This is a genomic window from Streptomyces sp. NPDC056160 (genome assembly GCF_042268205.1).
Lineage (GTDB): Bacteria > Actinomycetota > Actinomycetes > Streptomycetales > Streptomycetaceae > Streptomyces.
Genome location: NZ_JBHJUW010000045.1, coordinates 14984 through 33025, shown reverse-complemented (window position 1 = coordinate 33025; position 18042 = coordinate 14984). Strand labels below are relative to the sequence as shown.

The 18042-nt window shown below is 72.2% G+C and carries 20 protein-coding genes and 1 pseudogene; 11 read left to right on the top strand and 10 right to left on the bottom strand.

The window, feature by feature from the left end; translation table 11 throughout:
- The first annotated feature begins 58 nt into the window (after positions 1–58).
- The gene (locus ACFC02_RS18675) at positions 59–976 is read left to right on the top strand and encodes a DUF6891 domain-containing protein (protein ID WP_376357951.1); all 918 of its coding nucleotides are present in this window, start codon (positions 59–61) and stop codon (positions 974–976) included.
- A gap of 777 nt (positions 977–1753) precedes the next feature.
- A complete protein-coding gene (locus ACFC02_RS18670; protein ID WP_376357949.1) occupies positions 1754–2188 on the top strand; it encodes a hypothetical protein in 435 nt (144 codons plus the stop codon).
- A gap of 224 nt (positions 2189–2412) precedes the next feature.
- Here ACFC02_RS18670 and ACFC02_RS18665 read toward each other — a convergent pair whose 3' ends face one another.
- From ACFC02_RS18665 to ACFC02_RS18655, 3 genes are all read right to left on the bottom strand, one after another.
- Positions 2413–2898: a nuclear transport factor 2 family protein gene (locus tag ACFC02_RS18665; RefSeq protein ID WP_376357946.1), complete on the bottom strand. Its 486-nt coding sequence runs from the start codon at positions 2896–2898 to the stop codon at positions 2413–2415.
- Positions 2899–2984: 86 nt separating this feature from the next.
- Entirely contained in the window at positions 2985–3512 is a 528-nt protein-coding gene (locus ACFC02_RS18660; protein WP_376357943.1) for a hypothetical protein, read from the bottom strand.
- A gap of 297 nt (positions 3513–3809) precedes the next feature.
- Positions 3810–4454, bottom strand: a complete 645-nt coding sequence (locus ACFC02_RS18655) for a dihydrofolate reductase family protein (protein WP_376357940.1) — start codon at positions 4452–4454, stop codon at positions 3810–3812.
- 314 nt (positions 4455–4768) lie between these two features.
- On the opposite strand from ACFC02_RS18655, the gene ACFC02_RS18650 reads away from it, so the two are divergent.
- Positions 4769–5881, top strand: coding sequence for an ADP-ribosylglycohydrolase family protein (locus tag ACFC02_RS18650; protein WP_376357938.1), 1113 nt, complete (start codon positions 4769–4771; stop codon positions 5879–5881).
- A 15-nt stretch (positions 5882–5896) separates the two neighbouring features.
- Here the strand turns inward: ACFC02_RS18650 and ACFC02_RS18645 are convergent, their stop codons facing one another.
- Together ACFC02_RS18645 and ACFC02_RS18640 are read right to left on the bottom strand one after the other, a co-directional pair.
- Positions 5897–6295 carry a hypothetical protein gene (locus ACFC02_RS18645; protein WP_360968129.1) on the bottom strand — a complete coding sequence of 133 codons (399 nt, stop codon included), beginning with the start codon at positions 6293–6295 and terminating at the stop codon, positions 5897–5899.
- On the bottom strand, positions 6295–6573 hold the full coding sequence (locus ACFC02_RS18640; RefSeq protein WP_360968131.1) for a hypothetical protein: 279 nt from the start codon (positions 6571–6573) through the stop codon (positions 6295–6297). Before ACFC02_RS18640 ends, ACFC02_RS18645 begins: the two co-directional genes overlap by 1 nt.
- 146 nt (positions 6574–6719) lie before the next feature.
- Between ACFC02_RS18640 and ACFC02_RS18635 the strand changes: the two genes are divergently transcribed.
- Positions 6720–7334 carry a GNAT family N-acetyltransferase gene (locus ACFC02_RS18635; RefSeq protein WP_376357933.1) on the top strand — a complete coding sequence of 205 codons (615 nt, stop codon included), beginning with the start codon at positions 6720–6722 and terminating at the stop codon, positions 7332–7334.
- Between the two features lie 36 nt (positions 7335–7370).
- On the opposite strand, the gene ACFC02_RS18630 is transcribed toward ACFC02_RS18635, so the two are convergent.
- On the bottom strand, positions 7371–7745 hold the full coding sequence (locus ACFC02_RS18630; RefSeq protein ID WP_360968136.1) for a MerR family transcriptional regulator: 375 nt from the start codon (positions 7743–7745) through the stop codon (positions 7371–7373).
- Between the two features lie 131 nt (positions 7746–7876).
- Between ACFC02_RS18630 and ACFC02_RS18625 the strand changes: the two genes are divergently transcribed.
- A complete protein-coding gene (locus tag ACFC02_RS18625) occupies positions 7877–8956 on the top strand; it encodes an alkene reductase (protein WP_376357930.1) in 1080 nt (359 codons plus the stop codon).
- A 165-nt stretch (positions 8957–9121) separates the two neighbouring features.
- Positions 9122–9643 (top strand): adenylate kinase, encoded by a 522-nt coding sequence (locus ACFC02_RS18620; protein ID WP_376357927.1) that lies wholly within the window; start codon positions 9122–9124, stop codon positions 9641–9643.
- Positions 9644–9755: 112 nt separating this feature from the next.
- Here the strand turns inward: ACFC02_RS18620 and ACFC02_RS18615 are convergent, their stop codons facing one another.
- Positions 9756–10517 (bottom strand): SDR family oxidoreductase, encoded by a 762-nt coding sequence (locus tag ACFC02_RS18615; RefSeq protein WP_376357925.1) that lies wholly within the window; start codon positions 10515–10517, stop codon positions 9756–9758.
- Between the two features lie 399 nt (positions 10518–10916).
- Here ACFC02_RS18615 and ACFC02_RS18610 point away from each other — a divergent pair, with 399 nt between their 5' ends.
- On the top strand, positions 10917–12044 hold the full coding sequence (locus tag ACFC02_RS18610) for an ABC transporter substrate-binding protein (RefSeq protein ID WP_376357922.1): 1128 nt from the start codon (positions 10917–10919) through the stop codon (positions 12042–12044).
- A gap of 36 nt (positions 12045–12080) precedes the next feature.
- Here ACFC02_RS18610 and ACFC02_RS18605 read toward each other — a convergent pair whose 3' ends face one another.
- A complete protein-coding gene (locus ACFC02_RS18605; protein ID WP_376357919.1) occupies positions 12081–12491 on the bottom strand; it encodes a GNAT family N-acetyltransferase in 411 nt (136 codons plus the stop codon).
- Positions 12488–13087 (bottom strand): TetR/AcrR family transcriptional regulator, encoded by a 600-nt coding sequence (locus ACFC02_RS18600; protein WP_376357916.1) that lies wholly within the window; start codon positions 13085–13087, stop codon positions 12488–12490. Before ACFC02_RS18600 ends, ACFC02_RS18605 begins: the two co-directional genes overlap by 4 nt.
- Positions 13088–13218: 131 nt before the next feature.
- Here ACFC02_RS18600 and ACFC02_RS18595 point away from each other — a divergent pair, with 131 nt between their 5' ends.
- The 4 genes and pseudogenes from ACFC02_RS18595 to ACFC02_RS18580 form a co-directional block, all read left to right on the top strand.
- Complete coding sequence (locus ACFC02_RS18595; RefSeq protein WP_376357913.1) at positions 13219–14910, top strand: amidohydrolase; 1692 nt, start codon at positions 13219–13221, stop codon at positions 14908–14910.
- Positions 14903–16261, top strand: coding sequence for an APC family permease (locus ACFC02_RS18590; protein ID WP_376357910.1), 1359 nt, complete (start codon positions 14903–14905; stop codon positions 16259–16261). The genes ACFC02_RS18595 and ACFC02_RS18590 overlap by 8 nt, the downstream gene beginning before the upstream one ends.
- A 504-nt stretch (positions 16262–16765) precedes the next feature.
- On the top strand, positions 16766–17197 hold the full coding sequence (locus ACFC02_RS18585) for an Rrf2 family transcriptional regulator (protein ID WP_376358003.1): 432 nt from the start codon (positions 16766–16768) through the stop codon (positions 17195–17197).
- Positions 17198–17212: 15 nt separating this feature from the next.
- Positions 17213–17338: pseudogene (locus ACFC02_RS18580) on the top strand (SDR family oxidoreductase); the annotation flags it as partial.
- Here ACFC02_RS18580 and ACFC02_RS18575 read toward each other — a convergent pair.
- Positions 17335–17865: a GNAT family N-acetyltransferase gene (locus ACFC02_RS18575; protein WP_376357907.1), complete on the bottom strand. Its 531-nt coding sequence runs from the start codon at positions 17863–17865 to the stop codon at positions 17335–17337. The pseudogene ACFC02_RS18580 and the gene ACFC02_RS18575 sit on opposite strands and share 4 nt — an antisense overlap.
- Positions 17866–18042: the final 177 nt, after the last annotated feature.

The following is an 18042-nucleotide window of genomic DNA, read 5'->3' as shown; positions in this document are numbered from 1 at the left end:
AGGGTGCGTCGGAAGGCTCCCAGAGGGGTGTGTCAGAGGGGTGTGTCAGAGTCTGCGCATGCTTGAGATCGTGGTGAAGACGGAGAACGGGGAGCGGCACGTCCGACCGTCAGCCGGGCAACTGGCCTTGCTGGTCCGGCGCATCGGCGGTGACGGGGACCGGTTCCTCGTGGTCCAGCGGATACCCGACCTGCCCGACGTCTTCGCGCAGGTCTGGCACGAGGCCGGTGGTGACTACACGCTGGAACACCGCGACGGGGCCGCCGACCGGCACTTCCAGGCGCGGGTCGACAGGCCCGAGGCCGTGTCCGCGGCGATCACCGGCTGGGCCCGCCAGGAGTGCGGAGGGGATGCCGGTCCGGCCTGGTCGCCGCTGGACATGGGCCCCGTTCGTGAGGTGCCGCCGCTCGACATCGAGGAGGACGAGCGAGAAGAGGTGGAGAAGCGCGTCCGCGAGGTGCTGGCCGGCGGCTACGCCTCCCGTGCCGAACTGGCCGAGGTGGCCGAGGAGTATCTGGTCAGCGAGGACCGGCGGCCCCTCTCGCGCGAGCAGGCGCAGGCGCTGGCGGACCGGATGTGGCTGGAGCGCGTCGCGGAACAGGCCGCGTGGCAGGGCGAGACCGATCCCGAGCGACTCACCCGCGCCTTCACCGCGCTGGAGGCCGTCGGCATCACCGCCCGGGAGAACTTCACCTGCTGCCGGTCCTGCGGCAACGCGGAGATCGGCGCCGAGGGGGCACCGGGTGCGCGCGGCTTCGTCTATTTCCACACCCAGTGCACCGACTCCGCCGCCGCCGGGCACGGGCTGATGCTCCTGTACGGAGGCTTCGACGGCTCGCAGGAGACCACAGCGGCGGTCGGCCGCGAGGTGGTGGCCGCGCTCGACACCGCCGGCCTGCCCACCGCCTGGAACGGCGACCCGGGCCAGGCCGTTCACGTCACCCCACTCGACTGGCGCCGGCGGCTGGTCGGTTGACGGGCGCCGAGGACCCCTCCGCGGGAAGAGCGAGAGCGAGGAGGCGTACCGCCCCCAGTGCCTCCCCGCTCTCGTGGATCTCTCCGCCCGCGTACGCGAGGGCGCACTGCTCGGCACCGTCCCGCGCCACCGAGAGGCCGAAGAACGGCTCGCGGTGTCTGTTCGTGCGGTGGGCAGGTGCCCGTCCGGTCCGGGGGGCCGGGCGGGCACCCCGGTGTCACATGCAGGCCCGAGTGGACCAGTGGCGGGACAAAAGCTTGCGCCGGCCCCGCCCATGGGCTGTCGCGCGGCGCCGCATGTCCCGGAAACCGGATACGTCTGCCCGAATCCCGCGCAACCGGCGGCCGACGCAGACCCTCCGAGCACGCCGCGCCCGGCCGCCGCCCCCACGGGGGTTCCCGCCGCGCACAGCGGTCTCCGGCGGGCCGCGGCGGCGGCCGGCGCCGGGCCCTGTTCCGCGCGGTCACCGCGGGCCGAGACCCACGACTCCGCCCAGGTGGTTCAGATCCGGCCCAATCGCGGTCGCACGGGCGTCCTTGGTGGTGGGCACGGGGAAGACCTCGCACTTGGTGTGATCGTCACGGCAGTCAAGAAGACGTGACAACGTAACAGTGTTCGCCGGACGCAACCCGTGGGGCGATCCGCCCATCTGGATGGTTGGCGGGCCGCGGGGGACGCTCATGAGAGCCGCTGAGCACGCACCCGCCACACAGTGACTGATCGACGACACATGTTCAGTGGATGTCACTTGGGGGAGATCCACGGAAGGGAACGTCCATGACCAGGACGACGAAGACCGAAGCCAAGGGGCTGAGCCGACGCCGGCTGGCCGTGACCGGCGCGCTGGGGCTGGTCTCGCTGGCGCTCGCCGCGGTGCCCGCACACGCCAAGGGCGACATCGACATCACCGCGCCGCACAAGGCGGGCGTGGGCAAGACCTTCACGGTCTCCGCGCACGGGTCCGACGACGCCGCCGTCTACCAGCGGATTTGTCTGCAGGAGCGCACCGCCGGGCAAGCGTGGCACCAGGTGGCGTGCGGCGCCACGGTCGGCAGGGACACGGGCAAGGACGCGCGGGCCACGGTCCACCTGAAGAGCAGGCACCACCGCACGTTCGAGTTCCGCGCGGTGATGTACAGCCTGACCGGCCCGCACGACCACCACCCCAAGCGGTGGAGGACGTCGGAAGTGGTGAAGGTCCAGGTTCGCTGACGTCCGTAGCCGGGGTGACGTCACACGTGTGCGGGAACCGGCCGTAGGAGTGACGTCACACGCTGGCTGACATCAGCCATGTCCCGGGCCTTGTGGGGTGGGTGTCCACCGCGCCCGGCCCGGGACTCGGCCGTGGAGCGCCGCCTACGGCGCTCGATGGAGAACGAAATGCCGTCCGTGAGCGGACGCGTCGCCCGAGGCTCCCTCCGTAACGTCTGCAAGTCTCAGTCTGCCGGTGTAGGTGTAGGTGTAGGTATAGGTATAGGTGTCGGCACGGCGCAGGCGTCGGCGATGGCCCGCGTGTCCCAGTAGAACGGGCGGACCCTGGTGATCAGCCCGTCCTCGACCGTGATCGCCTGCAGAAGCGGGAAGCTGAGTTCACGGCCGGTCGCGCGAGCGCGAGCACGCACCTGTGTGAGCACGACCGCAGTCTCACCAGTGGCAAGAAACTCCTGCTCCACCATGTCGAACGACTCCCACACCTCTCCCATCACGAGGAAGAACTGCGTCACGCCCCTGTGCCCACACCAAGTGCCTCCATAGGGCAGAGCATCCGCTTGATGCAGCTCGACATCCGGCGCGAAGAAGGGGGCGAGCAGGTCGAACGGAGCCTCGCCAGGTCCTCCTGCCGCCAGGTACTCCGCCTCAGCCGCGTACATGCCGGTGAGCACTCTCACTGACTCAGACTCTTCAGCGGATGACGTCGTCATGTCGTCAGCATCAGCGCCACAGCAGGACCTTGCTGGCGGCAATCAGACATCGTTGTGCCGCCCGGTCGGCACTTCCGCGACAGGATCTAGCCCGCCCACTCCCGCAGCAACCGCTCCCGCTCCGCGCCGCGCGGCGTTCCGCTGGCCTGGCTGCGGCCCCACTGCGACATCGCCGCCAGCGTCGTGGCCATGGTCGCGGCGCCCTCCGTGAGGCGGGAGAGAAGGGCGCGGGAGAGGTCGACCTCGGTCGCGGAGTAGCCGACGGCCGCGGCGACGTAGGCCGCCAGCTCGTGCTCGCCGCCGGACGACTCCACGCGCACCGTCATCATCGGGGGCGCCTCGTCAGCCCGGCCGGGGTGGAGGGACAGCGCCAGGTTCATCACCGTGTCCACGGCCAGGTCCTTGACCACGCCGACCTGCCGCATCAGGGACTTCACGGGGACGTCCGCGACCGTGAGCGCCCGTACGTCCTCCCACAGGTGGAGGGCGGCCTGGCCGTCACCCAGGGCCATCACCCCCTCGGGGGTCAGTCGGACCCCGGGCGCCAGACCGGACGGCTTCGCGCCCACGTACACGTCGCCCTCGGCGATCCAGAACAGGCCCACCATGGCCATGGGTTGCTCACTTCCCCCGGCGACGGCACCGCCGCCGCATCACGCGTCGCACGATCAGGTCCCCCCCGCCGCACCGCGCGAAGGAGCCGGGAAGATCCACCTTCCCGGCCGCAAATACGCTACCTGAACTGCGCGGGGATGTCTCTTCGCCCGGCGCGCACCGAGCGAGGTACGGGCGCCCGGGGCCGGGGCCGGCCGGCCCCGGCCCCGGCCCTCGTGGCGTACGAGCGGCTGCGCGGCGACCTCGTACAGGACGAGCGGCGGTCCGGCCGGCCGGTCACTCCGCCGGAACGCCGGTCACTTCCGCCAGAACAGGTGGTGCGTCACGCCGCTCGGGCTGGGCACCACGTCCAGGTGGTACCGGTCGAGCAGTTCGTCGGGCGAGTCCCACAGGCGCAGCCCGGAGCCGAGCTTCACCGGCGAGACCACCACGTGCAGGGTGTCGACGAGACCGGCGTCGAGGAACTGCCGGATGGTGCTGACCCCGCCGCCGAGCCGTACGTCCCTGCCCCGGGCCGCCTCGCGCGCCCGCGCGAGCACCGAGGCCGGGTCGCCGTCGACGAAGTGGAAGGTGGTGTCGGAGAGCGTGAACGACGGGCGCGGGTGGTGGGTCATGACGAACACCGGCGTACGGAACGGGGGTTCGTCCCCCCACCAGCCGAGCCACTCATGGTCCTGCCAGGGCCCGCGCTGGGGCCCGAACTTGTTGCGGCCCATGATCTCCGCACCGATGTCGCGGGCGTAGTCGCGCGTGAAGTAGTCGTCGAGGCCCCGGCTGCCGCCGGGATCGGTGCGCATGGGCCAGCTCGCCGTGGCACCGGCCCAGGCGAACAGCCTCTCGGGATCGACATGCCCGAACGGCCGCTCGAAGCTCTGGTCCTCCCCGGCGGCGACGCCGTCACTCGAGACGTTGAAGTTCTGGACTCTCAGCAGTTGGGCCACGTGCTCCTCCTGTGCGGGCGACGATGCGATGACAGATGCGGATGAGGGATCAGAGGTGAGAAATCAGAGCTGACAGGGGGCAGACTCCTCGTCCCGGGGAAACTCATCGGCCGGAGCCGTGGACGTGCCTCTCGGGGAGCCCAAGGCGTCGGGGACGCCAAGGCGCCGGGGACGCCAAGGCGTCGGGAGACGGCCGCCGACCGGCGCCGGACCTCCCGCCGCACCGGGCAGGCGTCATGAGACCGGCTACCCTGCCCGAACACTTCTCTGCCCGAACACTTCTCTGCCCGAACATCTGTGAAAGGCCCGCTGACGTGCCCCATGCGAAGGATCACCAGAGGCAGCTGCTGGGACGGCAGTCCCGGGTCCGCGGGCTGATGCTCGGCCTGGCGCTCGGGGACACCCTGGGCGCGGCACGGGGCGGGCTGCCCGCTGGTGGCCCGCTGCGGGCCGGGGTCAGCACGCAGCTGGCCTGCTTCACCGCGGAGGGCATCATCCGCGCGCAGGTCCGCGGAAACCACAAGGGCATCTGCCACGCGCCGGGCGTGGTGCTGCACGCCTACTGCCGATGGGCCTTCCTGCAGGGCATCGAGACGGCGAAGATGCGGCGCCGCTGGTGGAGCAGTGGCAGCACACCGTGGCCGGACGGCTGGCTCGCCGCCGTGCCCGCCCTGGCCGAGCGGCGCGGCAGTGCCCCCGCCACGGTGGCGGCCCTGTCCCGGATCGAGGAAGGCTACGAGCGGATGGCCACCGCGAGCCGGGGCTGTCACGCCCTGACCCGGGGTCTTCCGATCGCGGTCACCGGGGTCAGCGGCATCGCCCAGGCCGCCGCGGTCGCCGCTCTCACGCACGGCGACGCCGCCGCCCAAGCCGCCGGCGTCCACGCGGCCGTACTGGCGCACCACTGCCTGACACATCCGGCGGCGGAGAACGGCCCGCCCTCCCGGCCCGGCGGGCCGGCCCGGTCGGCACTGCGCGCCGGTGTCGCGGACCTGCCGTCCGTAGACCGGTCGATCACCGGCGACGAGCACCGTCGGCTCGTGACGGTGTTGCGGCACGCGGAGGAGGAGCCTGGGGACGTGGCACGGCTGGTCCGCCTGGCACCGGATGCCACCGCGCCCTCGGCGCTGCTCGGCGGCCTCTACACGGCGGCCTCCTTCCCCGGGCGTGCCGAGTTCCGTGCCGCCCTGGAGTTCGCGGCGGGCGCGCCGGACGGCGATTCCGTCGCCTGCGTGGCGGGCGCGCTGCTCGGTGCGGTCCACGGGGCCGAGGCACTGCCCGTGGACCTGGTCGCTCGGCACGAACTGGCGTGGGTACTCGACACGCTGGCCCGCGACCTGGTCACGGAACTCGACGACTCGCCCAGCGGCAGCGAGTACGTCCGGGGGTGGGACCCGCAGTGGTGGAACCGCTATCCCGGCTGGTGACGTCCCGGTCGGCGATCACGCGCCGGGGTGGACCGCCTGCACGCCGGTGCCCGCGTACGCCTTCGGGGTCAGGGTCAGCAGGAACCGGCCCGTGGGGTGGGCGGCCGACGGCCGGGCGGCGTGGATGGCGTGGACGGTGGCCCAGGAGTGGCCGAAGCGCAGGAGCTCGGTGGCGGTGACGGCGGCGTCGGTGTCGAACGCCTCCAGCCGGATGAACCGCAGTCCCTTGATGTAGCTGAACAGGCCCGGCCGCTCGGCATCGCCGGCCGTCAGCGACAGCACCGGCGCGTAGAGGCTGCCGAGCCCGCCGGAGGCCTGCACGTAGAACGCGGCGACGGCCTCGTTGAACGGGTCCTTCGGGTCGTACAGGGCGGTGGCGGTGGTGTGGTCCAGGACGACCGCGATCGCCGCCACTACGCGGCGGCCCGCGGGCTGTGCGGGCCTGCTCCCAGACGCTCCAGCAGGGCCCGGGCCCGCGCCTCGGCCTCGGGGCTCGGCGTGCTGCCGAGGGCGGAGGCGAGTTCGGCGCGGGCCAGCTCGGCGCGCTCGGCGTACTCGGCCTGGGTCGGGGTGCCCTGTGCCAGTTCCTCGACCAGACTCCGGATGGTCGTGCCGTGCTCGGCGGCCAGCCGGGCCAGCCGGTCCCGCGCGGCCGTGCTCACCTTGATGCTCGTCTCGTCTGCTGCTGCCATGTTCCGACTGTACCGCTTTCCTCTACTCGTGGTAGAGGGAAACGGTTGCGGTGCGGTCGGGGCAGGGGGGGCGCAGGGGGAGGCACCGGGCAGTGGGTGGGCAGGGAGAGGTACCGGTCGGCCGTTTCCGTGGGCATGATGACCTGGTGATCGATCCGACAGGTCCTGTGGTGCCGCCCGGCCGGATGAGACGGAGCCGGCAGCCGGACCTCGCGCTCCCCGGGCACCCGCGCACGCGCCTGCGCCGCTGGCGGGAGGGCGACGCGCCGGTCCTCGTACGGTCGTGTCTCGACCCGGACATCCAGTACTGGAACCGTCCCGGCCGACTGACCACCGAGGCGGCGGCCCGCGAGCGGATCGCGCGCTGGGAGCAACGCTGGGAGAACGAGGAGGCCGCCGTCTGGGCCGTCGCGGCCGAGGACGACGACGTACCGATGGGGCTGATCGGCCTCGCCGACCTGGATCTGCGGGGCGGCAGCGGGGAGTTCGTCTACTGGCTGCTGCCGGCCGGCCGCGGGCGCGGGGTCATGGCACACGCCACGGCGGCCGTCAGCCGGTGGGCCTTCGACAGCCTGGGGCTGCACCGCCTGCGCATCACGCACTCCGTGGCCAACACGGCCTCCTGCCACGTCGCCACAGCGGCCGGCTTCGCGCTGGAAGGGACCATGCGCAGCGCGCTGCTCCACGCCGACGGCTGGCACGACGAACACCTCCATGCCCGGATCCGCGACGACACGGAAACGGAAGGGGTCCCGGGCTGACGGGCTCGCCTCCCCGTTCCGTCCCCCCGGTGATTGTCAGGCGGCCGTCGACCGCAATGACTCCCGGTACTGCCGGGCCGTGGTCATCAGCGTGTCGAGCGCGTCCCGGGTGCGGAGCAGGTCGGTGATGTGCTCGGAGAGCCGGTCGCGTTCCTGGGCCATCCGCTCCAGCGCGGCGTCGGAGGTCTCCTCGCTGGGCATGTCGACGCACGGCAGCAGGTCGATGATGGTGCGGCTGGAGAGGCCCGCGGCGTACAGCCGCTGGATGAACGCGACCCGTTCGACATCCTCCTCCGTGTAGTGCCGCTGCCCGCTGGGGCTGCGCGCGCTGCGGAGCAGCCCCTGCTCCTCGTAGTAACGCAGGGATCTGACGCTGACCCCCGTACGCGACGCGAGTGCACCGATCCGCATACGTCCTCCCGGATATGACCTGTGCCACAGGAATCCTGCGGCGCAGAGCTTGCCTCTGACATGGATGTGAGGTTTTAGCGTAACTGCCGTGCCCGAGATCCGGGTACGGCAGAACACGATGGAGCCCTGACGTGACAACCCTTTTCGACAGCTATCGGCTCGGGGACCTGACGCTGCCCAACCGGGTGGTGATGGCCCCGATGACGCGGGTCCGGGCCGCCGCGGGTGGTCTGGCCACACCGTCGATGGCGACGTACTACGCCCAGCGGGCCACGGCGGGGCTGATCGTGACCGAGGGCGTGCAGCCGAGTCCCGTCGGTCAGTCGAATCCGGGCACGCCGGGACTGCACACCGAAGAGCAGGTCGCGTCCTGGCGTCCCGTGACCGCCGCCGTGCACACCAACGGCGGCCGGATCTTCGCCCAGATCATGCACGGCGGACGGGTCTCGCACCCCGACACGACCGGCATGCGGCCGGTCGGACCGTCTGCTGTCCCCGCCGTCGGCGAGGTGTTCACTCCGACCGGTCCCCAGCCCGCGCCGACCCCGCGCGCCCTGGACACCGCGGAAGTGCCCGAGCACGCCCGGGCGTACGCCGAGGCGGCCCGGCGCGCCGTCGCGGCCGGCTTCGACGGCGTCGAACTGCACGGCGCCAACGGCTACCTGATCTCGCAGTTCCTCTCCTCCAACGCCAACCTGCGCACGGACCGCTACGGCGGCTCGGTGACCAATCGGATCCGGTTCGCCGTCGAGGCGGCCGCCGCGACCGTCGACGCGGTGGGCGCCGCCAGGACCGGCATCCGCCTCTCCCCGGGCGGCAGATTCTGGGGAGTCGAGGAGAGCGAGGTCCCCGCGCTCTACACCGCGCTCCTGACCGAACTGGCCCGCCTCGACGTGGCGTACGTCCACCTGGAGGCCACCGTCGGCGAGGACGTTCTCGTCGGCCTGCGCCGCACGTGGCCGGGCACCCTCATCATGAACCCCGTCTTGCCCATGGGCCCCAAGCAGACCGGCCGCGCCGAAGCCGACCACTGGCTCGGGCTGGGCGCCGAACTCATCAGCTTCGGCCGCGGCTTCATCGCCAATCCCGACCTGGTCGAGCGCCTGCGCACCGGTGCCCCCCTCGCCCCCGTCGACGAGGCCACGTACTACCAGGGCGGCGACGCCGGATACCTGACGTACCCGGCATACCAGTACGCGCACACGGCCTGAGCGGTGCCCGGCGGCAGCGGGCGGGACGGGTGCGGGCCGGGGGAGGAGCCGGAGGCCCCAGTGATGCGATCTGTCCGCCCCGCGTTCGTCGCGGCGGGCTGACAGATCCGACTGCGACACTGTCCGGCGCAGGAGTCAGGCGGCGGCGCGGGTTAAGGTGCAGTCGTGGAACGGGTCTTGGTGGTGGGTGCCACGGGTGCGGGCAAGTCCACGCTCGCCCATGCCCTGGGCAGCCGTCTGGGGTTGCCCTACCACGAGATGGACGCGCTGTACTTCAACGGCCCGGGGCGGGCCGTCAACGACAGGCTGGTCGAAGACGTGGCACGGGTCACCGCCGGGTCGCGCTGGATCATCGACTCCCTCGGCCACCCGGAAGTCCGCGACCTGCTGTGGGGCCGGGCCGACACGGTGATATGGCTGGACTACACCAGGCGCGTCATCATGCCCCGCGTGCTGCGCCGTTCCGTCCGGCGAACCGTCACCCGCGAGGTCGTCTTCGGCGGCAACAGGGAGACCTGGGTGGGCTGGCTGAGCCGGGAGCACCCGGTCTGGTGGTCCTGGTCCCAGCACAGGACCCGCCGCCGCGACATCGCGCTCCGCCTCCGTGACCCCCGCTTCGCCTCGCTCGAAACCCGCCGCTTCGCCCGCCCCCGGGACACGGCGGCCTGGCTGGCCTCCATCCGCTGAGGGGGAGGCCGGCCGGCGAGCTCCTCCCGCGAATTCGGATCGTTGGTCCGCCTTGGAGATTCGGAGCGCACCATCGGCTGCCGAGCCGCTTCGTCGGCGGCTGCCGGCCGCATTACCTGCGGCTCGGGAGCGTCGCGAGCGCCTGCGAGCGCTGGGCGACCAACTCCTCGTAGGTTCCGTCGCGTTCGGCCCACCGGTGCATCAGGACGCCCTCGACGAGCACCTCGCGCGGAGTGGGCTCGCCGCGGAGCAGGTCCATCACCTCGGTGGCGAACTCCGCGAGCCCGAGCGCACGGGGGTTGAGCCGTGCCTGCTCCGGCGTGGTGGCGACCGCCGGGGGGACGAGTTCGCAGACCTCGACGCCGGTGCCGTCCAGTTGGGCGCGCAGCGCCTCGGAGTAGGCGTGCACGCCGGCCTTCGAGGCGGCGTAGGTCGGCAGGAGCGGGAACGGCAGGAACCCGATGCCCGACGTCACCGTGACGACGGTGCCCGCGCCGCGTCCGATCAGGTGCGGGGTGAACGCGTCGACGACGCGGATGGTGCCGAGGAGGTTGGTGTCGACCGTCCGCTCCGCGACGCTGAAGTGCGCGGGGTCGCGCAGGTCCTCGGGAAGCATGACGCCGGACATGGTCACGACGGTGTCGAGATCGGAGTGGCCGGCCAGGACCGTGTCGCGGGCGCGGCCCACGCTGTCCTGGTCGGTCACGTCGAGGGGAACGGTGCCGAACCCCTCGGCCGCGAGCCGGTCGAGCAGGTCGGTGCGCCGTCCGCCGATGATGACGGTGCTGCCGGCCGCGGCGAAGCGGCGCGCGAGTTCGAGGCCGATGCCGGAGGTGGCGCCGGCGATGAAGACGGTGCGGTGGGTGATGTCCATGGGCTGTGCTCCTGCTGGGGCGGCCGGCCGCGAGGAACCGGTGGCCGCGGTAGATGAGTACGGGTGACGTTCCTCAGCGTGGACCTGTTCTCCGGCCGGAGGCAGGGCCCCGGCCTCCCGGGGGTCTGTCAGGGCCACCCTGCCGGCGCGGTGCCGTTCACCGACCGACACGTACGACGCCCGTACTCGCCTCCAGGGACTCGAGGGACTCAAGGGACCGTCTTCCTCATATGTGGTCTCCGTATTCGCCTCCCTCTGCGCGTTCTCCGTGTGCGGTGCCGGGCGGCACCCCCGCGGCTGGGGCGTTCGTCCCCGACTCGGCTACTCTCGGCGCCACTGATGTCAACTCAGCGATCCGGTCGGGCTGTGACCGGATCGCCACCCGGGAGACGCCGACACATGAACAGACCGGCATCGCCACCATCCGGAGCGGAGCGCACCGGGGCATCGGCCGTCACGATCGGCGCTCTCGTGCCGCTGACCCGGCCCGGCTGGGCCGAGGCCGGTCGACACCTGCTGGCCGGACTCGACCTGGCCGTAAGCGACGTCAACGACTCCGGTGGGATCGACGGAAGAGCACTGGAGTTGGTGGTCCGGGACACCGCGGCCGACCCGCAGCGGGCCGCGGCGGCCGTGGACGAACTGGCTCACCTGGGCGTGGCCGCCCTGGCGGGGGAGTACCACAGCGTCGTCGCCCGCGCCGCCGCGGCCAGGGCCGACGCCCTCGGCCTGCCGTTCCTCTGCTCCTCGGCGGTTCTCGACGCGCTGACCGAACAGCCGACGGACCACGTCGCGCGCCTCGCCCCGCCGCAGTCCCGCGGCTGGCAGATCTACGCGGACTTCCTGCTCGGCGCGGGCCGCAGCCGTATCGCCGTGGCGACCGCGCCGAGCGTCTACTGGGCGTCGGGGACCCGCATCCTGCGCGACCACCTCGCTCCGCGCGGTGGCAGCGTCGTAGAACTCGACATGGGCGCGCTCACACCTGCGGCGGTGTGCGATGCGCTCGTCGAGCATCGCGCGACGGCCCTCCTGCTGCTGGTCGGCCACCCGGAACCGGCGGTCTCGATCGTCAAGGCCGTACGCCGCGACGAACGCCTGGCCGACACCTTGATCGGCGCTCCGGCCGGGCAGCCGGAACTGACCGAATGGGCGACGCTGCTGGGCGCCGACGGCGCCGCGGTCCCGTTCCTGCGTTACCTGCCCGAGCGCCTCGGTCCACTGGGCGAACGGGTCGGGGCGGCCCTGCGTGAGCGGCTGGCCGAAGCACCCTCCTTCGTCGCCTTCGAGGGCTACGACACGATCGCCGTCCTCGCGGACGTGTTGCGTACGCACGGCCCGGACGGCACGCGCACCGCCGGCTCCTGGCCGCACGTCGCAGTAGAAGGCACCCGCGGGCCGATCCGCTTCTCCCGCGTCCCGGGCATCAGCGTGTGGCAGTGGGCCGGGGCCCCGGTCCAGGTCGCCGACCGGGACCCGGCCCGACCTGACCGCTTCCGAACCCGTCACGTCCCCGTGCGGACTCCATGACGGCATGAAGGCCGGCCGTCATTCACCTGAGCGTGGTCACGCGAGGGGATCCACGTTCCACGCCTCAGGCGGATCGCTGCCGCAGAAGAAGGTGCCCACGCGTAGAAAACCCAGGCGGGTGGCCGGTCGGAGGGAGCGGGTGTCGGCGGTCCGGGTCACCAGCAGGACCGGCTGGTCGGGCAGTTCGGCGGCGGCACGCAGGGCGGCCGTGGTGCCTTCGAAGGCCGGCCCCGCGCCCTGGCTGCTGTGCCGCAGAAGGTATGCAAGCTCCAGCTCGCAGCCCTCCGCGGTGACGTGTCCGGGCAGGTCGGCCGTGCGTCGGTCGAGCACGTGGGTCCCGAGGAGCCGGTCGGTCTCCTGGTCCGCGACGACGTAGGCACCGGGCTTGCCGGCGACGGTGCCGCGACCCGTCTTCCCGTCCCCCGGCCCGTTCCGCAGCCCCTTCACGCGGCCGGTGCGCCGAACGCCCGTGCTGCGGCGAACATCGCCTCGACGGCCCGCCGCACACTGATCTGACCGTTGCCGGCCACGATGTGCAGGCCGTAGGCGTCCTCCAGCGCCACGAGGTTCAGGGCGGCCGTCGGCGTGTCCAGGGTCAGGCGGAAGGCACCGGTGTCGACGCCGTGCTCCAGCACGGTCCGGTACGTGGCCAACTGCCGTTCGTACATCGACTCGACCAGCGTGGTGTGCAGCGGTGAGGTTCCCGCCACCACGTCGAACTCGTACAGCAGGCGCATCAGCGCGTCGTCGGGACCCGTCGGCAGCCCCGCGCGGATCGTCTCGCCCAGCAGCCGCGCGGGGTCCTCGATGCTCTCCCGCAGCGCGTCCCGCCGGTCGCAGAAGCGTTCCATGCCCGCCCGGTAGGCCTCCCTGAGCAGGGCGTCCAGGTCGTCGTAGTAGTACAGGACGGCCCCTCGGGTCAGCCCCGCCCGGCGGGCCACGTCCGCGAGCGAGAGGGAGCGCAGCCCGGTGCTGGCGGTCGTGTCGATGACCGCCTGGATGAGGTGGGCGCGGCGTTCGTCCTGGTTCTTGGGGCGGGCCATGCCCTTGACAGTAGCCGAGAACCTCATGAGACTCGACCCATTCTTTGACGCCGATGACAAATAACGCGCGCACCGTCTCGGCATGCCTTCGCCACCCCCACGTGGCGTGCCCCCAGAACCGAGGACCCACCATGCTCGACACCCTGATCACCGGCGCTCGTGTGCGCACGTTCGACGACGCCCGGCCCTGGGCCGGCGCCGTCGGCATCACCGGCGGTCGCATCGCCTTCGTCGGCGAGGAGGAGGACGCCCCCGCGGCCCGCGAGCACCGCCGCCTGGACGGCGGCCTCCTCACCCCGGGCATCATCGACAGTCACAACCACCTGCTCCTCGGCTTCGACCCCGACGCCGTCAGCCTCGAAGGCGCCGAAACCCTCGAAGAGGTCCGCCGCCGCATCGCCGAACTCGCCGACGCCCGTCCCGACCTGACCTGGATCTGCGCCGAGAACGCCGTGTACTCCGTGGTCCCCGGCCGCCGCCCCGCCGCCCGTGACCTGGCAGGACTCACCTCCCGCCCCGTCTTCGTCACCACCTACGACCAGCACTCCGTGTGGCTCAACGACGCCGCCGTACGCGCACTCGGCTTGGACGAGGGCGGCGACATCCCCTGGGGCCGCCCGGAGCGGGACGCCGACGGACGCGCGACCGGGTGGGTCACCGACTTCTACACCAGCGCCATGACCACGGCGGGCCTGGCCGGCCTGCAGCGCGACATCCCCATGTACTCGCCCGAGCGGCGCTACCGCAAACTGCTGGGCAGCCTGGAGATGGCCACCGCCGCCGGCATCACCACCGTGGTGGAACCCCAGGTCCCGCTCGCGGAGATCGACCTGTTCCGGCGCGCCCGGGACGAAGGCCGCCTCAGCTCCCGCGTCGTCGCGGCGCTCTTCCACCCCATGGGGTCCGACGGCGCCTTCCGGCAGCGGCTGCGCGCGGCGGCCGACGCCGCCCCGAGCGGCGACCGCCTGGCGTTCGGCCCCGTCAAGCTCTACGCCGACGACGTCATCGAACCCCACAACGCCTGGATGCTCGCGGACTACGCCAACCGCCCCGGACACCGCGGCCACCCCTCCGCGCCCCTCGGCGAACTCACCCAGGTCATCACCGAACTGGACCGCCTCGGCTTCCAGACCCACACCCACGCCACCGGCGACGGCGGCATCCGCCTCGCCCTGGACGCGATCGAACACGCCGCCCGCGCCAACGGCACCCGCGACCGCCGGCACGGCATCGTGCACGTCGAGTGCCTCGCGCCGGAGGACCTGCCGCGCTTCGCCCGGCTCGGCGTCACCGCCGCCATGCAGCCGCGCCACTGCTCCCCGGACCTCGTGGCCGGCACCTGGATGGAGAACATCGGCGAGGCCCGCTGGGACCGCGCCTGGCGACTGCGTTCGCTCATGGCCTCCGGCGCCCACGTGGCCCTCTCCAGCGACTGGCAGGTGGGCGAGATGGACCCCCTCGTCGGGTTCTACTCGGCCCTGACCCGGGCCGGCCTCGACGGCAAGGACGCCTGGACCCCGCAGGAGCGCATCGGACTCGACGACACGTTGCGCGGCTACACCGCCGAGGGCGCCTGGGCCTGGCACCGGGAGGCCGAGTACGGCGTCGTCCGCGTGGGAGCGAAGGCCGACCTCGTCGCCTGGTCCGCCGACCTCTACGCGCTCGAAGCGGACCCGGCGGCCCTGCTGGAGCAGCGCGCCGAGACCACCTGGGTGGGCGGCGAGGTCGTCCACGAGGCCGCGACGGCGCGCACCACCCCCGGCCACCACGGTGCGCTCACCTCCTGCTCCGCCCACGCCGAAGGCGGCCATGCCCATGCCTGACCTCTCTGTCGGCGAGGGCGGCGCACAACTGCGCCGCAGCCTGAAACTGCGCCACATCGTCTTCCTCGGCCTGGCTTTCATGGCCCCGCTCGCGGTGTTCGACACCTTCGGACTGGTCTCCGAGGCGACCGACGGCCACGTGCCGCTCGCCTACCTGGCCGTCCTCGTGGCGGTGGGACTCACCGCGCTCAGCTACGCGCGGATGGCCCGCCGTATCACCTCCGCCGGATCCGTGTACACCTACGCCGGCAAGGCGCTCGGGTCGCCCGTGGGTTTCCTGGTGGGCTGGTCCGCCACGCTGGACTACGTGCTGCTGCCCATGCTCAACGCCCTGCTGGCCGCGATCTACATGGGCGCGGTGCTCCCGGACGTCCCGGCGTGGGTGTGGGTGCTGTCCACCGTCGTGGTGTGCACGGCGCTGAACCTGGTGGGCGTGAAGATGGCCGCCAAGGTGAACGTGGCCCTCGTCGTCATCCAGGCCGGTGTGGCCCTCGCGTTCCTCGTGTTCGCGGTGCGGGCCGTCGTCACCCATGGAGAGTCCTTCGGGACGACCGGTCTGGACCCGGCCACGGTGTCGCTGCCCGACCTGTTCGGCGGTGCGTCGCTGCTGGCGCTCTCCTTCCTGGGGTTCGACGCCGTCTCCACGCTCTCCGAGGAGGCCGAGCGGCCGCGCCGGGACATCCCACGGGCCATCCTGCTCATCGTGGTCGCCGCCGCGGTGTTCTTCCTGGCCGTCACCTACGCCATGCAGACGCTGTTCCCCGACGTGTCGGCCGTGGGTGACATCGTGGGCGCCTCACCGGAGATCGCCAAGTACATCGGCGGTGCCGCGTTCCAGTCGGTGTTCGTGGGCGGTTACCTCACGGCGGTGCTCGGCTGCGGTCTGACCCAGCAGATGAGTGCGGCACGGCTGCTCTTCGCCATGGGACGCGACGGCATGCTGCCGCGCGCGGTCTTCGGACGACTCGACCCGCGCACCGGCGTCCCCGCCCTCAACGTGCTCCTGGTGGGCCTCGTCGCCGCCTCCGCCGTCTTCCTCGACCTCGGCAGCGCGGCCTCACTGATCAACTTCGGCGCCTACGTCGCCTTCGCCGCGGTGAACCTGGCGGTGATCGGCTTCTGGGTACGCGACCGGCGCGCGGGGCGGGCGGAGGCCCGGGGCCCCGTCGCGGCCGTGCTGCAGGTGCTGCTGCCGGCCCTCGGGTTCCTCGTGAACGTGGCCCTGTGGATCAGCCTTGACACCCCGGCCAAGGTGGTGGGCGTCGTCTGGGCGCTGGCGGGTGTGACCGTCCTCGCCTTCCGAACGAGCGGATTCCGCAGGCCGGCGCGGACGCTGAACTTGGAGGAGTGAGCGGGGCGCCCGGAACAACATACGGGGCCGCCCCGGGGGAGGCGGCTCCCCGGACACCCCGGACATCCCCGTCCCGGATCTACGGGCCCGCCTCCGTCAGAAGCCTGAGGGCGCGCCCCGTCCGGACGCTCGGCCCGCACGCTCGGAATCTACGGGCCCATCTGCCTGAGACCCATGAGGCCGCCCGCACGGATCCAACGGGACCGCCCGCTCGGAGCGTACATCCGCTCGGAGCCTACGGTCCGCCCCCGCCTGGGCCGACGGGCCCGCCCGAGCCTGCGGCCCACCGTCGGCGAGTCGGGCGAGCCGAAGGTGGTCGCCCTGGCGGCGATGGGGGAGGAGATCGAGGCGGTGGCGACCCGCGACGAGCAGGCGGCGGCGATCGCTGCGATGTCCGAGCTGACGCCGCCACCGGCCCCGGCCGGCCCCGCGGCATTTGCCGCACACAGTTGTAACGACTATCGGTACGACCAGAACCGAGGGACGGGGGAGGTGGAGTCCGACGTGAGTGCCAACAGCAGACTGACCATCGCGGCGCACGCCCTGACGTGGATCGGGCTGTATCAGCGGCGTGGCCACGAGGTCGCCACCTCCGAGCAGGTCGCGACGAGCGTCAACACCAACGCGGTGGTGATCCGCCGCCTGCTGGCCCAGCTGAGCAAGGCGGGCCTGGCCGACTCACGGCGGGGGGCGGGGGCGGGCTGGATGCTCGCGCGGGACCTGGCGGCGATCACCCTGCTCGACGTCTACCAGGCGATCGAGCCGGGACCTCTCTTCGCCCTGCATCGCGCCACCCCGGACCCCGAGTGCGTCGTGGGCCACGGCATCGGGCCGGCGATGTCCGCCGTGTACGACGACGTGGAGGCGGCCCTGCGCGGGGAGCTGGCCAAGACCACGCTGGAAGACGTGCTGCGGGACGTCCTGAAAGCCGCCTGACCTCGGACCGCCGACCCCCCGCTCGGCCGCGTCGGCCGGCCCGACGAGGTCGCCGCCACCGCCCTCTACCTGGCCGGTGACCAAAGCACCTTCACCATCGGCGCGGAACTGTTCGTCGACGGCGGCGCCACGCGGCTCTAGGGTCGATCAGGAGGGCCCTGGATGCCGAACGGTGCGGCGTAATGGACCGTGCCGCTGGGCAGTGGGTGGTCGGCGTCGAGGGTGAGGGCCATCATGGCCTCGTCCGGGACGTCGATGCCGAGTCCGATGCCGTGCTCGGAAGCGCGGGTGAAGCCGAACCGCGGGTAGTACGCCGGGTGTCCGAGGACGGTGACGAAGTGCTCGCCCAGTTCCTCGGCGGCCCGCAGCGAGGCGCGGATCGCCGCGGAGCCGGCGCCGGTCCTCTGGTGTTCGGGCCGGACGGCGACGGGACCCAGGCACAGGGCCGGGATGTCGCCGATGTGGCAGCGGGTCAGCAGCGCGTGGCCGACGAGCCTGCCGTCGTGGCCTGCGGCGACTACGGACAGTCCGTTGATCCATGAGGGGTCGGCGCGCAGGGCGTCGACGAGGTCGGCCTCGGCAGGAGTGCCGAACGCGGCGAGGCTGATGTCGCGGATGGTGGAGATGTCGGCGCTGGTCTCAGCGCGCGTGATCCAGTCGATGCTCACGATGGATGGAGATCCGTTTCCTGGTCGGTTCGTATCGGTGTCGCCCCGCGAGCTCACGCTCCCGGCGAGGCGAATTCGGACGAGGTCAGGCCACGGCCCGGGACGTGAGGGTGGTCCGGGCAGAGCACAGGGCAGTGGCCTTGAGCGCGGTCATCGACCTCACCCCCCGACTTTCTC